Annotated in this window: 10 protein-coding genes and 2 tRNA genes; 9 read left to right on the forward strand and 3 right to left on the reverse strand. The window is 61.6% G+C overall.

The genetic code is table 11. The annotated features are described in order from the left end of the window. Nucleotide 1 precedes the first annotated feature (1 nt). Entirely contained in the window at nt 2–520 is a 519-nt protein-coding gene (locus NKJ07_RS12875) for a DUF192 domain-containing protein (protein WP_318567219.1), read from the reverse strand. A 91-nt stretch (nt 521–611) separates the two neighbouring features. Between NKJ07_RS12875 and NKJ07_RS12880 the strand changes: the two genes are divergently transcribed. Continuing rightward, a tRNA-Val gene (locus NKJ07_RS12880) sits at nt 612–685 on the forward strand. Nucleotides 686–822: 137 nt separating this feature from the next. Here the strand turns inward: NKJ07_RS12880 and NKJ07_RS12885 are convergent. Then, nucleotides 823–990 (reverse strand): hypothetical protein, encoded by a 168-nt coding sequence (locus NKJ07_RS12885; protein WP_318567220.1) that lies wholly within the window; start codon nt 988–990, stop codon nt 823–825. 268 nt (nt 991–1,258) lie between these two features. Here NKJ07_RS12885 and NKJ07_RS12890 point away from each other — a divergent pair. Continuing rightward, nucleotides 1,259–1,332 (forward strand) — tRNA-Phe (locus NKJ07_RS12890). Between the two features lie 105 nt (nt 1,333–1,437). Here the strand turns inward: NKJ07_RS12890 and NKJ07_RS12895 are convergent. Continuing rightward, complete coding sequence (locus NKJ07_RS12895; RefSeq protein ID WP_318567221.1) at nt 1,438–2,076, reverse strand: hypothetical protein; 639 nt, start codon at nt 2,074–2,076, stop codon at nt 1,438–1,440. An 84-nt stretch (nt 2,077–2,160) separates the two neighbouring features. On the opposite strand from NKJ07_RS12895, the gene NKJ07_RS12900 reads away from it, so the two are divergent. The 7 genes from NKJ07_RS12900 to NKJ07_RS12930 all read left to right on the forward strand — a co-directional run bounded on the left by NKJ07_RS12900 (nt 2,161) and on the right by NKJ07_RS12930 (nt 14,369). After that, nucleotides 2,161–4,962 carry a winged helix-turn-helix domain-containing protein gene (locus tag NKJ07_RS12900; RefSeq protein WP_318567222.1) on the forward strand — a complete coding sequence of 934 codons (2,802 nt, stop codon included), beginning with the start codon at nt 2,161–2,163 and terminating at the stop codon, nt 4,960–4,962. 147 nt (nt 4,963–5,109) lie between these two features. Then, complete coding sequence (locus tag NKJ07_RS12905) at nt 5,110–6,675, forward strand: type I restriction-modification system subunit M (protein WP_318567223.1); 1,566 nt, start codon at nt 5,110–5,112, stop codon at nt 6,673–6,675. Continuing rightward, the gene (locus NKJ07_RS12910) at nt 6,672–7,994 is read left to right on the forward strand and encodes a restriction endonuclease subunit S (RefSeq protein WP_318567224.1); all 1,323 of its coding nucleotides are present in this window, start codon (nt 6,672–6,674) and stop codon (nt 7,992–7,994) included. Before NKJ07_RS12905 ends, NKJ07_RS12910 begins: the two co-directional genes overlap by 4 nt. 163 nt (nt 7,995–8,157) lie before the next feature. Then, nucleotides 8,158–9,423: a Fic family protein gene (locus NKJ07_RS12915; RefSeq protein WP_318567225.1), complete on the forward strand. Its 1,266-nt coding sequence runs from the start codon at nt 8,158–8,160 to the stop codon at nt 9,421–9,423. Nucleotides 9,424–9,469: 46 nt separating this feature from the next. Beyond that, nucleotides 9,470–12,442 carry a type I restriction endonuclease subunit R gene (locus tag NKJ07_RS12920; RefSeq protein ID WP_318567226.1) on the forward strand — a complete coding sequence of 991 codons (2,973 nt, stop codon included), beginning with the start codon at nt 9,470–9,472 and terminating at the stop codon, nt 12,440–12,442. After that, nucleotides 12,439–13,155 carry a M48 family metallopeptidase gene (locus NKJ07_RS12925; protein WP_318567227.1) on the forward strand — a complete coding sequence of 239 codons (717 nt, stop codon included), beginning with the start codon at nt 12,439–12,441 and terminating at the stop codon, nt 13,153–13,155. The genes NKJ07_RS12920 and NKJ07_RS12925 overlap by 4 nt, the downstream gene beginning before the upstream one ends. A gap of 230 nt (nt 13,156–13,385) precedes the next feature. Beyond that, nucleotides 13,386–14,369 carry a DUF7983 family protein gene (locus tag NKJ07_RS12930; RefSeq protein WP_318567228.1) on the forward strand — a complete coding sequence of 328 codons (984 nt, stop codon included), beginning with the start codon at nt 13,386–13,388 and terminating at the stop codon, nt 14,367–14,369. Nucleotides 14,370–14,387 lie beyond the last annotated feature (18 nt).

The raw sequence follows: 14,387 nt of genomic DNA on the forward strand, positions 1-14,387 counted from the left end.
GTCAGCCAACCGTGTCGGGGACGACCACGCGGTCACCCGCGTTGAGGCCGGTCTCGTTGGCGGTCCCCAGCGGGAGTTCGAGAACGTACCGCCCGCGCCCCCGGTAGCGCGTGAGATTAGACTCGCTCGTCCCCTCCGGCGGGAGCGTCGCGTGGTGGATCGTCGTGACGGTCCCGTTGGGGGCGACGAAGACGATGTCGAGCGGGAACGCCATGTCGCGCATGACGTAGGCGTACTCCCCCTCGCTGTCGTGGACGAACAGCATCCCCTCGCGCGGGCCGAGCGACTCGGTGGCGGAGAGGCCGAGATACCGCTTTTCGGGCGTGTCGGCGACGCGAACCCTGATCTCGGCGAGTCGCTCCCCGGAGGCGTCGGCGAGTTCGACCGTCGTCCGCTGGTAGTCGTCCCCCTCGGGCGGGTCGACGGTCGCGAGGAGTCCCGACTGGACCACGACGACACCGGCCGTCAGCAGGACGAACAGGGCGGCGACGGCGAGGAGCTGTCGGGTGTCGACGGCCATGTCCGAGGCCAGGAGAGGGAGGTGCGTAAGCGTTCCGTCGGTCGGGGAAATCAGAAACCGTTATTCGGTCGGGTCGTGTTCGTCGGGGTACGGGCTCGTGGTCTAGTTGGTTATGACGCGGCCTTTACAAGGCCGAAATCGGTGGTTCGAATCCGCCCGAGCCCACTTCTCCGCGACCGACCGGCGAGCGGAGCGGGTCGTCCGTGGCGTCTGAGTGGGCGACAAGGATTCGAGTCAGAGAGTGGAGCGAACGGGGTAAGCGGAACGACCGCGGGTCGAATCCGCCCGAGTCCCAACGGCACTCACGCCTCGGCGAGCGTCCCCTCCGCGGGCGCGAAGAAGACCAGCACCACGGGGACCTTCTCGATGTCGACGAGCCGGTGGTCGACCCCGGGTTCGACGACGACGTCACCGGCCGCGACGGGCGATCGCTCCCCGTCGGCCGCGATGGCCGCACGACCGTCGATCACGAGTGCACCTCGTCCTCGCGGTGGGGCTCTGCGGGTCGACGCCGCCCGCGGGGAGGCGGTAGAGGCCGACGCTCAGCGACTCGCGGCGGAGGAGTTCGAGGAGATCCGGGACAGCGGTCAGGTCCGCGGAGGTGAATCGAAGGTGTGGAACTTCGTGGTCCGAGCCGATTGCGGCCGCGCTCGCCGGGAGTGCGACGGCGAGAACCCGGCGAAAACCCCCGACACAATCCGAAATCCTTTTTTCTTCCATCGGCCTCGTTCGATATGCGCCGCCTTAGCTCAGACTGGGAGAGCACTCGACTGAAGATCGAGCTGTCCCCGGTTCAAATCCGGGAGGCGGCATACCCTTCTCGGTTCAAACTCTCGTACGACCTTTAGATATAGCCCTGTCTGCGCGTGGGGGTGGTCGCATTGAGCCGAAAGGCTCACCGAATCGACTGGGAGGGGTTACTCTGGGAAACCCGAGGATACCTCGGTCTGGACGACGACGCACCCGTCCCACTCGATGAACTTCGCGAGACAGCCGAAGCCAACGGTTGGTCCGAGCGGGAGTTTCGCGAAGGTCACAGGAGTACCGACCGGCTGGTGAATATCGGGACGCTCGACGCTCCGCGAGTCGTCCTCGACGACACGACCGCCGATACTGGTGACGAGAAATGCGACACCGAAGCTGATACACCGGGGGTCGACAGTGGGAAACCGGCCACGCGCACGGCCAGTGATGGCGAACTCCCCGAAGACGTCGAACTCGACACGCCGCCCGAAATCGAACCGGGCGTATTCCCCGACGACATGATGGGTGTCGGGCAGTGGCTGACGTGGAAGGCGACCGACGATGGTCGGAAGGTGCCCCGCGCACCATACGAACACCCGGACTGGCCGGACAAGTTCGTCTCGGCCCAAGACTCCGACGTGTGGCGCGATTTCGAGACCGCCGCCGATTGGTGCGACAAGCTCGGCGGCTACGACCTCGCGTTTACCATTCGCAACCGGGGCAAGTATCCCGACGAGCGGTTCGTTCTCGTCGACTACGACGACGCCCGAGACCCCGATACTGGCGAAATACACCCGGTTGTTCGGGAACACATCGAACGGGCGGGCTCCTACTCCGACGTATCGACGTCGGGCACAGGTATTCACATCTTCTGCCAGGGAGAGCTTCCCGAGGGCGTGAAGGCTATTGGGGCGGAACTCCCCGAACACGAACGGTTCCCCGGCGCGGAGATCGAGGTGTACGACTCCGGGCGCTACTCGGCGATGACCGGTGACCACATCGTCGGCACCCCGCGAACCACGCGGGAGTGCCAATCGTTCATCGACGACCTCGCCGACGAGTTCGCGACCGTCGCCGAGGGCACACCCGACCAACTGCTACGTGAACCCGAGCGGTCGAAGGACGACCTCGCCGACGTCGAGACAACCAGCGACATTCAGGACGTGTTCGACGCGATACAGCACACTGGACCGCGAGATATCCGGCTTCACTCGACCGTCACCCACGAACGCGGTGATGGGACCGCATCACTCGATCCCTCGTGGGCACAGTCGAAGTCGGGAACCCGACTCGCGCAAGTCGGTGACGGCTGGGTATACCGGAAGGGCATGTGCGGTCTCGACGCGCTGCAGGTTGTCGCGCTCGAAGAGCGTATCATCACTCGTGTCGACGAGTATCCCACCGGAGAGGACTTCTGGGCGGCCGTCGACGCTCTCCGTCAGCGAGGCGCACACGTTCCCGAGTATGAACCCGAGGAAGGCGAACCAGTATCGGCGCTCCCTCTCGCCCGACTCCTGGCGCTCGATCCGTCCGAGCGCAAGCGGGCTGCGCGAAAGCGTGGTGTCGACTGGCCGACCACCGCCGACGCTCGCGACCGCCTCCGAAACCGTATCTTCCAAGCGATGCGTCATGGTGAGGACGTCGTCATCGACGCGCCGACCGCCCTCGGGAAAACCTACACGGTCGCCACTGAACCGTGGTTGAATCACAGCGACGTCACCGACGATTCCCCAGTCGTGCATTTCTCTGAAACGAGAGAGGCGCGAGATGGCGCGGCTGCGAGTAGTCGGAACACGACCGGCGTCACTGCAGCGACGCTGAAGGGGCGCAAAGAACGGTGTCCTGTCGCCCGTGGCGACCACGACCCAGCCGACGACGAAGACGAGGAAAACCCGGACGTCGTCATCACGATGGATGGGACGCCCGCCTCGGTGTGGTTCGATGCGGTGTGTGACGGTCGAGGCGTTCCGTTCTCGACTGCGCACGCCTACCTTGCCGAGCGGAACGACCAGGGAACCGAGCCACCGTGCTGTGAGGGTGACGCTGAATGTCCGGCCAAGAGCCAGTGGGATGGTGTCCCTCGCGAGGACGAGACCGGTGAGACGACAGTCGACGTGGTCCACGCGACGCACCAGTTCGCGAACGTCCCGAGCCTCGTGCGAAACTGCAACGTGGTCTTCGACGAGCGACCCGACTTCACGCTCGACATCTCGAACGACCGGATTCAGCGCGGCGTGACGGCGTTTCTGAAGGCCGCAGGGACGCCAGCCCGAACGTGGGAGTCGTTCGTCCAGCTCGCCCAGCACTCCGGAAAGGAGACCGACGCGGCGAACGAACGCGACGCGACACAGAGAAAGCTCGACTACCAGCCGAACCGGGAGTGGTATCTTGAGCAGTCGGACGCTCACACCGTCGCGCCGTCTCTCGCTCGTGCCATCTGGTACGCGCTTCGTAACGACCCAGATGCGAACGGTCGACGGTCGGCCACGGTCCCCCACAACCCCCCGCGTCTCGACGGGAGCGTTCACGAGAACGACGGCTGGAATCGCGTGTGGGTGACCGTCATCCTCGACGAGGACAACCGTGTGCGTACTATCCGTGCCGCGCCGGATCTCTCGCTCGCCCGGTGCGTGATCGGCCTTGACGCACACCCCAGTGCCCCGCTGTGGCAGCGGAACACGAGACCCGACATCACCACGGAGCCACTACTCGACGCCAACGAGCGGCGGCTGTGGCGGCGATTCGAGCGCGGGCTGACGGTCGTCCAGGTCGGTGAGGCGACGCGCCCACTCGCGTCGGGCGAGTACTTCGACGAGGGCGGGACTCGTGCTGTACTCGAACACCTGCACGAGACGTACGCCGACGCGTTCCGAACGGTCATCACGGCATCGAGTGTTGAGAGCCGCACCAAACAGTTGCTACGGGAGGTCGGTATCGAGGACGGCGAGACGATGCACTACGGCGAGGAGAAGAGCCGCAACGACTTCGGTGACGAGACGGTCGGTCTCGTGAACGGGAGCATCGATCCCGGCGACGACTACGTGCTCGACTTGCTGGCCGAGTGTGGACTCGACGCTCGGCCCGAGACTGTCGAGACCGACGCAGGCGAAGTGCGACGTGCCCACGGTCGGGAGTTCGTCGGGAGTGATGCCGATGCCGCGCGTGAGATACTCGCGAGCGTTCGCGAGAACCACGTGGCGCAGGCAGCCGGACGCTACGCTCGGAACGCGGACGACCCGACGAACACAGCGACCGTGTTTGTCCGAACCGATGCTATCCCCGACGGTTTCGCCGACCTCCAGGTTCCGGGCGTCGAGTGGGTCGCGACGGACACCCAGCGCCGCGTCATCGAGGAGCTACGGGAGCGCACGGAAGCGACGGCACGAGAGCTTGCCGAGGCGACAGGCGTCAGTAAGCGACACGTCGCGAAAACGCTGGCACGGCTTCTCGGTGGGGGGAGCGTTGAGTGTTGCGACGGTGTCGGGGCGTACGGCGCTGACGTCTACAGCACCGGGAATTCGCCGACGAGCGTGGTCGATCTCGGGAGCGACGAGATCGCGAACGATGCCGTATGGGGTACCTATACGTGGTCGTTCGCGATCCATCCCGCAGCGGGGGACGCGTCCGAAGCCTCGGCCAGCTCTGTGGCCACGACCTCGACAGCGGACCACATCGAACGACAGGAGAGGCCGGGATGAACGCCGACTGACGGGGACTTCACAGGTCGAGACGGTGTTCTGGCCTCGCTGGGACAGACACATCTACCGCAGTCGATTTCCGGCTCTACGGGTCGCTCGCCGTATGTGGGAAAGACAATTAACGGCATCAGAGAATAGTACCGTAGCATGACCAACGGAAACCAGCAGACGCTACCCGGGGTCGACGGGCAGGGCACGCTCGACCTCGACACGCTGGAAAGCCATCTCTGGGAGGCTGCCGATATTCTCCGTGGGAGCATCGACGCGGCGGACTACAAGAACTACATCTTCGGACTGCTCTTTCTCAAGCGCATCAACGACCGGTTCGACGAGGAGACCGAGGAGATCGCCGAGGAGTACGACATCGACGAGGAAGAGGTCAGGGGCGAACGCGACCTCCACGAGGAGTTCTGGGTGCCCGAACGCGCTCGCTGGAGTCACATCACGTCGCAGACGGACAACATCGGTGAGGCACTGGACAAGGCCCTCATCGCTGTCGAGGACGAGAACGACGCCATCGCCGACCGGGTGCTGTCGACCGTTGACTACAACGACAAGGACCGGCTGAGCGACGCGACGCTCGACGAACTCGTCACGCACTTCGACAAACAGCGCTATCAGAACGTCGACCTCGAAGACCCCGACATCTTCGGCCGGGCCTACGAGTACCTCATCCGGCAGTTCGCCGACGACGCCGGGAAGAAGGGCGGCGAGTTCTACACGCCCCGCGAGGTCGTCCAACTCCTTGTCGAGTGCGTCGACCCCGAACCCGGACACCGCGTCTACGACCCCTGTTGTGGCTCCGGTGGGATGCTCATCTACTCGGCCCAGCACATCCGCGACGAGGGCGGCGACACGGACGACGTCTCGCTCTACGGACAGGAGAAGAACCTGAATACGTGGGCCATCGGTCAGATGAACGTCCTCCTGCACGAGATGCAGGACGCCAAGATCGAGAAGGGCGACACGATCACCGAACCGAAGTTCGTCACCGAACACGGCGAACTCGAAGTGTTCGACCGCGTCGTCGCCAACCCGCCGTGGAACCAGAAGAAGTGGAGCAAGGAGTGGGTGCAGGAGAACGAGCCATACAACCGCTTCCCGTATGGGCTGCCGCCGTCGAACCGTGGTGACTGGACGTGGATTCAGCTCATGCTCGCGTCACTGTCGGAGAAGGGCAAGGCGGGCATCGTCATGGACAACGGTTTGCTGTTCCGCTCGCGGTCGGAGAAGAAGATCCGCAAGCCGATTCTTGAGGCCGACCTCATCGAGGCCGTCATCGCCCTACCCGAGAACCTCTTTTACAACACGTCGTCCCCGGGCTGTATCCTGCTCATGAACAAAGACAAGCCCGAGGAACGCGAAAAGAAGGTCCAGTTCATCTACGCCGAAGAGCAGACGCTCCGAGAGTCCGGCGTGCAAATCTACGAGGAACTCTCGAATCAGAACCAACTAACAGAGGAGGGTGTCGATTATCTCGCCGAGACACACCTCACTGGACGCGAAGAGGACCACCACAGTCGGCTGGTCGACATGGAGGAGATCAAGGAGAACGACTGGAATCTGAACGTGCCCCGGTATGTCGATACAACAGAGCCCGAGGAACCCATCGACGTAAGTGAGAAGCTGCGTGAGTTGGATCGACTAGCCGAAGAGCGCCAGAAGACCGACGAGGAACTTCAGCAGTACATGGAGGAGTTGGAGTACCGATGAGTGAGGCACTGGAGCAATCTGACCTCCGTGAGGGGTACAAAGAGGTCCAGTTGGGACCCAAACCCGCGAAAATTCCCTCAGAGTGGACGGTCAGAAAACTCGACGAATTAACGAATAACTCGGGAAACTACGGTGCAAACATCTCTGCTATAGAATACGACCCTGAAAAACCACGGTACATCCGAATCACAGACATCGGGGATGACGGTTTTTTAAAAGACGATGATCGAAAATCAATCCCTCGCGATGATGCCGAGGGTTACTATCTGTCTGCGGGTGACTTACTGTTTGCTCGTACTGGGGCAACTGCAGGCAAAAGCTACCTTTGCAGAGAGGACGGAACAGACGCCGCATATGCTGGCTATCTAATACGTTTTGAGCTTAATGAGTCGAAGGTTGACACCGATTTCCTGGCTCTATACGTTCAGTCGAAACTGTATCGCGATTGGGTAGACCGAATCACACGTCATGGAGCACAACAGAACATCAATGCGAGTGAGTACCGTGGTTTTGACATTCTCTATCCCCCGCTCCCCGAACAGCGCCGTATCGCCGATATCCTCTCGACGGTCGACGAGCAGATTCAACAGACAGACGAGATCATCGAAGAGACGAAAGATCTGAAACAGGGGCTCATTCAAGACTTGGTTTTCTTCGGGAAGAGCCACAATGGTACTCAAACTGTCCAGCTCGGTCCCATGACTACCGAGATCGCGGAATCGTGGGACGTATCCACCGTGGGCGAGATCACGACTAAGGCTCAGTATGGGTCCTCTGAAAGCCTCTCCACGGACGGGACGTACCCAGTCTTCCGCATGAATAACATCGAGGACGGGAAAATGGTCGCTTCCCCGATGAAATATTCTGAGCTGGACGACAACCAAGCGGAAAAATACCGCGTCGAGAAGGGCGATATCCTGTTCAATCGGACCAACAGTATCGACCTCGTTGGAAAGTCAGGCATCTTCGACTTGGATGGAGAGTACGTATTCGCGTCGTACCTCATCCGCCTCCGCACAAACGATCAGATGAATCCATATTTCCTCAATTACTATCTGAACTCCCACATCGGTCAAGGGATCCTGTTTTCCATTGCAACACGCGGGGCCAGTCAGGCCAATATCAACGCGACGAATCTGAAAGGCGTCAAAGTGCCACTCCCCCCGAGAGAACAACAAGACAGGATCGTTGGGCAGATTCAGAAAGTCGAGGAAAAGATTGAGCAAGAACGCGAAACCAAACAGCGGCTTCAAGAACTCAAACGAGGCCTCATGCAGGATCTCCTGACTGGCAAGGTCCGTGTCAATACCGCCGACTGAATCTGCGGGTTCCAACTGGATTATATCTACATTGAATATAGCGTGGATTGTCCGAACTCTATTCTAACCGAATCGGTTTTAATGTAATCACACCCCGAGCCACCTCCCTCTATTTCTAATTTCTCCGGAGATTTTTTAATTGGATGGCCGCAACTGAGCCGTAATGATCGACGGGTACGACCTGCCTGCAAATGCGCCCGGGCAGTACCTCCCGCTTCGTGAGGACCAGTCCCTCCCGAAGGCGTACTTCCCGGACAAACTGCCTCCAGCGTTCGACCTCTCCGACGAGGTCGTCCGCGAACACGGACGGGCGATGTGGGCGCTCGGCCGCCTGGAGGGGTTGGGCAGCGAGATCGACAACCCCGGCGCGGTGTTCAGTTCGTTCGTCTACAAGGAGGCCGAGCAGTCCTCACGCGTCGAGGGGACGGCCGTCACAGTCTCGGACATCTACCGCTACGACGTCGGCCAACTGACGTTCCGGGACGCGGCCGAGAGCGACCACGAGGCCGACGTTCGAGAGGCGCGCAACTACATCCGCGCGCTCAACGAGGCGGTGTCGTATCTGCGCACGGCAGGGTTCGAACGGGAGAGCATCACCAGCGAGCTGGTGAAGTCGCTGCACGAGACGCTGCTCGAACGCGGCCGGAGTGAGGACGACGACCCGCTCCCCGGACAGTTCCGTCCCGGCTTCGCCGTCATCGAGGAGGCACACCCCCACGGGTTCGGGACGCGTATCCGGTTCATCCCACCGAAGCCCGACAGCGTCGAGCGCCTGATGGACGACCTCGAACGCTTCGTACAGGAGGGGAGCACCTGGCCCACGCTGATCGACGTCGCCGTCGCCCACTACCAGTTCGAGACCGTCCACCCGTTCAAGGACGGGAACGGTCGCGTCGGCCGCATCCTCGCCGTGCTGATGCTCATCGCCGACGGGCTGCTCCACTACCCCCTGCTCTATCTGAGTTCGTTTATCGAGCGACACCGCACCGAGTACGCCGACCGACTCCTGGCCGTGAGCGAGAAGGGCGAGTGGGACGAGTGGCTGCGCTTCTTCCTCCGTGGCATCCGCGAACAGGCTGAAGAGGCGTTCGTGCGGGCGAAGCTCCTCATCGACACCCGGCGGACGTACGAGACGAGATACGCCGACGAGCCGAAGTCGGTGCGGGACCTCGCCCTCGCGTTGTTCGAGGACCCGTATTTCACCGTCCGGGAGGCGAGCGAACGGATCGGCGTCGTCTACCAGACGGCGAACAACGCGGTCGACCGCCTCGAAGCCGACGGGGTCGTCTCTGAGATCACGGGCAACGCACAGAATCGCGTGTTCCGAGCCGAAGAGATCATGGACATCGTGGAGCGCCCCGCGCAGAACCTCCCCGAGCCAGAGGACCTCGTCGACGTCGAGCACGCGTGGAAGCTTCCTGACCACTGAAATAGCAACTACCTTGATACGTCCCCCTGTCGAACGGCCATAACAGATGCCGGACGAGTACGCCGAGTCCGAACGCCCCGCCCTCGATACCCTCCAGTGGCTCGGCTGGGAGGTCGTCGACCAGCAGCGGACCACCTGGCACGACCCCCGCGAAACCGTATCCTCGGCCGTACTCGAACCCCGCCTTCGCGACGCTGTCGAACGACTGAACCCGTGGATCGACGAGAACAACCTGAACAAGGCCGTCCGCGAGATCCAGCAGCTCGCCGGAACGAGCACGATGGACGAGAACGAACAGATCCACGAGAAGCTCGTTCGTCACACGGACGTCAAACAAGATCTGGGCCACGGCCTGAAACACCAGACGGTCAGGTACATCGACTACGAGAACCCCGAGAACAACGACTTCTTCGCGCTCAATCAGTTCCGCGTCGAGGGACCGATAGAGACCGTCAAACCCGACATCGTCCTGTTCGTCAACGGAATCCCGCTCGGCGTCGTCGAGTGCAAAGCGCCGACCATTGCCGAGCCGCGAAGCGAGGCGCTCGAACAGCTACAACGCTATCAGAACGAACGCACTGAGACCGGGAAGGAGGGGGCCGAAGAACTGTTCCGGTACAACCAGTTCTCCGTGGCGGCGTGGTACGAGGGCGCGGTGATGGGCACCTACGGAACGCCGAAGGGCCAGTACAAGCCGTGGCGTGACACCTACCCCGTCGACGACGACTATCTCGCCGACCGGTTCGGCGTCGACTACGTCTCCCCACAACTGCGGATGCTGTACGCCTTGTTCGAGCCCGAGCGGCTACTCGACCAACTGCGCCACTTCACGGTCTTCGACACGAACCAGAGCGGGACGGCGAAGCTCGTGGCCCGCTATCAGCAGTACCGCGCCGTCGAGAAGGCACTCAAGCGAATCGAACGCCGCAGTCAGCGAGAGGCACAGGGCGGCGTCGTCTGGCACACCCAGGGTTCGGGAAAGTCGTTGACGATGCTCTTTCTCGGATTGAAACTCCGCCGTGCGAAACCCGACCCAAAGCTGGTACTTGTCACCGACCGTACCGCGCTCGACGACCAGATACACGCCACGTTCGAGCGCTGTGGGTTCCCGAACCCGAAGAAGGCCGAAGACATCGACGACCTGCGCGAGAAGCTCAGCACAAACGCGGGCGAGACAATCACCACACTCATCCAGAAGTTCCAGCTCCACGACGACGAAGAGGGCGACTTCCCGGTGCTCTCCCGCGACGACGACATCTACGTGATGGTCGACGAGGCTCACCGAACCCAGTACAAGAAGCTCGCGAACAATATGCGGACGGCACTGCCGAACGCTTACTACGTCGGCTTCACCGGGACGCCTATCGAGAAAGACGAGAAGAACACACGCCGGACCTTCGGGAACTACATCGATACGTACACCATCGACCAGTCGCTCGAAGACGACACTACCGTCGAGATTCTCTATCAGGGTCGACTCGCCGACATCCACCTCGAAGGGCGGAATCTCGACCGCATCTTCGACCGGGTGTTCGACGACAGGACGGACGAGGAGAAGGCCGAAATCCAGAAGCGGTACGCCCAGGAGCGCGATCTCGCCGAGGCCGAGTCGCGTATCGAGGAGGTGGCGCTCGACATCGTCGACCACTTCGAGAACGAGATCGCTCGCCCGTTCAAGGGGATAGTCGTCACGACCAGCAAGCGGGCTGCGATTCGGTACAAGAACAAGCTCGACGACCTGCACGGCCCAGAGTCCCGAGTCGTCATTTCACCGGGCCACAACGATCCCGAAGCGGTCAAAAGCTGGGTTCCGACCGACACCGAGAAGTCGAAGTACAAAGAGGAGTTCGTCGACCCGAACGGACAGGTCGAGTTACTGATCGTGTGCGACATGCTGCTGACCGGCTTCGACGCCCCAGTCGCGCAGGTGATGTACCTCGACAAACCCCTCCGCGAGCACAACCTCCTGCAGGCTATCGCGCGTGTCAACCGGCCCTTCCCCGAGAAGAACCACGGGCTCATCGTCGACTACTACGGCATCTCCGACGACCTGAAACAGGCACTGGCGATGTTCAGCGACGACGACGTCAAGCACGCGATGGTGCCGCTGTCGGACAAGAAGCCCGAACTCGAAGCCGCCAATCGAAAAGCCGTCTCGTTCTTCGACGACCTCGACGACATGGAGGCGTGTCTCCAGACGCTCGAACCGGAGGACGTCCGTATTGAGTTCAAGAACGCGTACAAGCGCTTCTCGAAGCTGATGGACATCGTGCTGCCCGACCCGATGGCGAACCCCTACAAGGACGACCTCGACCGGCTCAGTGAGATCTACGCCCGAGCAAAGCAGCGCTACCGGGACGACTCGATGAACCTAGAGGGCTGCGGCGAAAAGGTACGTGAACTCATCCAGAAACACATTCGGTCGAAGGGCATCGACGTACTCAACGACGAGCCCGTATCCATCATGGACGAAGGCGGGTTCGGTGCGGAGATTGAAGGCCTAGAAAGCGACGAATCACGGGCGAGTGAGATGCAGCACGCACTGAAGCACGAGATTTCGGTTCGTTTCGACGAAGACCCCGTCCAGTACGGTTCGCTCAAGGAGCGCGTCGAGAAGCTCATCGAGAAGTACAAGCAGAAGCGCCTAACCGACCGTGAGATCATCGAGGAACTCAAGAAGGTACTCGACGAGATGCGCTCTCGCGACCAGTTGGCCCACTCTAAGGGGCTCGCCGACGCGACCGAACTCTCGTTCTACCACGCACTTGAGGACGTCCTCGACTCGGAGGACCAGCCGGTCGACCAGAAGACGCTGGTCGAACTCACGGGCGACATCGTCGCAGAGGTCGAAGACGTGGCTACCGTCGTCGAGTGGCAGGAGAAGGTCACCCTCCAGCAGAAGCTCCGCAAGAAGGTGACACTCCGGCTCATCAAGTCGGACATCGAGATGACGGCCGACGAGCGAAAGGCGCTCACGACCCGTATCGTCGAACTGGCCCGCACCCACTACAAGCCATGAACGAGTACCATATCGGTCAGACGGTCGTCCCCTACGAGGTCGAGTGGAGTCGAGAGCGGACCACCATCGGGCTGTCGATGGATCACTCGATGGAACTCACGATCAGGGCCCCGTACTCGGCGACTACCGAGGACATCGACCAAGTACTCGACGACAAGAAAGAGTGGATCCTGAAGACGCTGTATGGGCTCTCCGAGCAGCAGGACCCACCACTCGACAAGGAGTTTCTGAGTGGCGAGAAACTGCTCTACAACGGACGAAGGCACCGGATTCGCGTGGAGGAAGGCGAGTGTTCCGAGCCCACCTTACGGTTCGACGACACCCAGTTCCTGCTCTCGGTGCCCGACACTGGTGATGTCAGCATCAGACGAAAGCGCCAGGTTGTCGTCGACTGGTACTACGAAACTGCAGATCGGGAACTCCCCGACCGTGCCGACGACTACATCGCGAAACTCGGATTGGAGGACGTCGAGATCGACGTTCGTGAACTCCCCAGCCGGTGGGGAGAGTACCGCTCTGGTGGCGTTGTCCTCAACTGGCGGTTGATCCTCGCACCTCGGAAGATCCAGGATTACGTGGTTGCGCACGAACTCGCTCACTTCAAACATGGCGATCACTCGGACTCGTTTTGGAACACGGTCGGGACGCTGATTCCGGATTACCGGGAACGTCGGGAATGGCTGCGAGTCAACGGAAGCACGCTCACAGTTTGAAGACGATTTAATGATCGGCTGCGAGGCCGATGGGTGTATTACAAGGGGCCTCGACTGACCGAGGCGCTTGACCTGTCGCTGCGGTACGCTGTCCTTCATCTATCACAGGCTGTCCACTGTAAACTTCCAGAACCTGTGAGAGCTGATCACCAACTGGTGATTGGGTGCTGTGAGTGGTCGTCCGTGCGCCCCGCCTCAGTGTTTTTGCTATCGAATGCCAACACAGCGCCATGACGTTCAGGCTGACGTGGCACAACCTCCTCAACGAACTGGAGGCGCTGCCCTCAGATACGACGTTTGTGACGCCGCTCTCACGCACACCCTTCCGCATCACCGGGGTGCAGGAACACCGCGTGTTGATCAAGTACCGTGAGTCCAGTGAGACGATCCCGCTCCAGCGTGAGCAGTTCGAGACGCTATCCGAGCGTGTCGTGGAGGCCGTCGGCGGCTTCGACCTCAACCGCCTCCCAACTGACGCCGAGCCGTATGCGACTATCCTGAGCGTCCATCCCCAATTCGACGTCGACGACCATGAGGGGACGCTCGCGGCCACCGACATCGGGACGGCGACCTCGCTCGTCGACGTTGACCAGGACGTCGGCGATGACCGAGACGAACCCGACCTCGCCGTCTACGGCGACGCCCTCCTGTTGATCGACGCGCTCGAACGGCACGATCCGACCGCACTGGATGAGATGGAGACGCCCGACCTGGTGAACCTCTACACCCTGCTTTCGGACGTCCAGCGCAACGCCAACGATCTCCGCCAAGACGTACGACGGGTCTTGCTCGGACGCCTGCATCACGACCAACCGGTTCACGGGCAGTACGGCTCCGTCCAGCGGACCACTCGCAGGAGTCGGACACTCAAACCCGACGACGAGGTCCTGGGACTGCTCGAAGCCGAAGGGATCGACCGCGAGCGCGTCCTGAGCGTCGACCGGAACAAAGTCGATGATGCCCTCGATGTGACCAGTCTCACCGAAACCGACGTCTACGATATCGAGGAGAGTGAGTACGTTCGGAAGGCAGACGTCGACGAGGAGGTCAAGGAGACACGGCTGCAGGGATTGAAAGATCGACTGGCCACCGCCGACGAAAACGGTACGGAAGACCTCCAGCGGGAGATCGAGGAGTTAGAAGCCCGGATCGACGAACTCACAAGCTTCAGCTCCGGGAAGTCTCTCCGCAGCCCTTCGAGCGGCGAGTCGTAAACCCGGAGTCAGACACCG

This window comes from Salinigranum marinum (assembly GCF_024228675.1).
GTDB classification, from domain to species: Archaea; Halobacteriota; Halobacteria; order Halobacteriales; family Haloferacaceae; genus Salinigranum; species Salinigranum marinum.

What these genes read in the sequence shown, in the direction of transcription:
- NKJ07_RS12875 (WP_318567219.1), bottom strand. Translation starts at nt 520, where the DNA reads ATGGCCGTCGACACCCGACAGCTCCTCGCCGTCGCCGCCCTGTTCGTC.
- NKJ07_RS12905 (WP_318567223.1), top strand. Translation starts at nt 5,110, where the DNA reads ATGACCAACGGAAACCAGCAGACGCTACCCGGGGTCGACGGGCAGGGC.
- NKJ07_RS12910 (WP_318567224.1), top strand. Translation starts at nt 6,672, where the DNA reads ATGAGTGAGGCACTGGAGCAATCTGACCTCCGTGAGGGGTACAAAGAG.
- NKJ07_RS12915 (WP_318567225.1), top strand. Translation starts at nt 8,158, where the DNA reads ATGATCGACGGGTACGACCTGCCTGCAAATGCGCCCGGGCAGTACCTC.
- NKJ07_RS12920 (WP_318567226.1), top strand. Translation starts at nt 9,470, where the DNA reads ATGCCGGACGAGTACGCCGAGTCCGAACGCCCCGCCCTCGATACCCTC.
- NKJ07_RS12925 (WP_318567227.1), top strand. Translation starts at nt 12,439, where the DNA reads ATGAACGAGTACCATATCGGTCAGACGGTCGTCCCCTACGAGGTCGAG.
- NKJ07_RS12930 (WP_318567228.1), top strand. Translation starts at nt 13,386, where the DNA reads ATGACGTTCAGGCTGACGTGGCACAACCTCCTCAACGAACTGGAGGCG.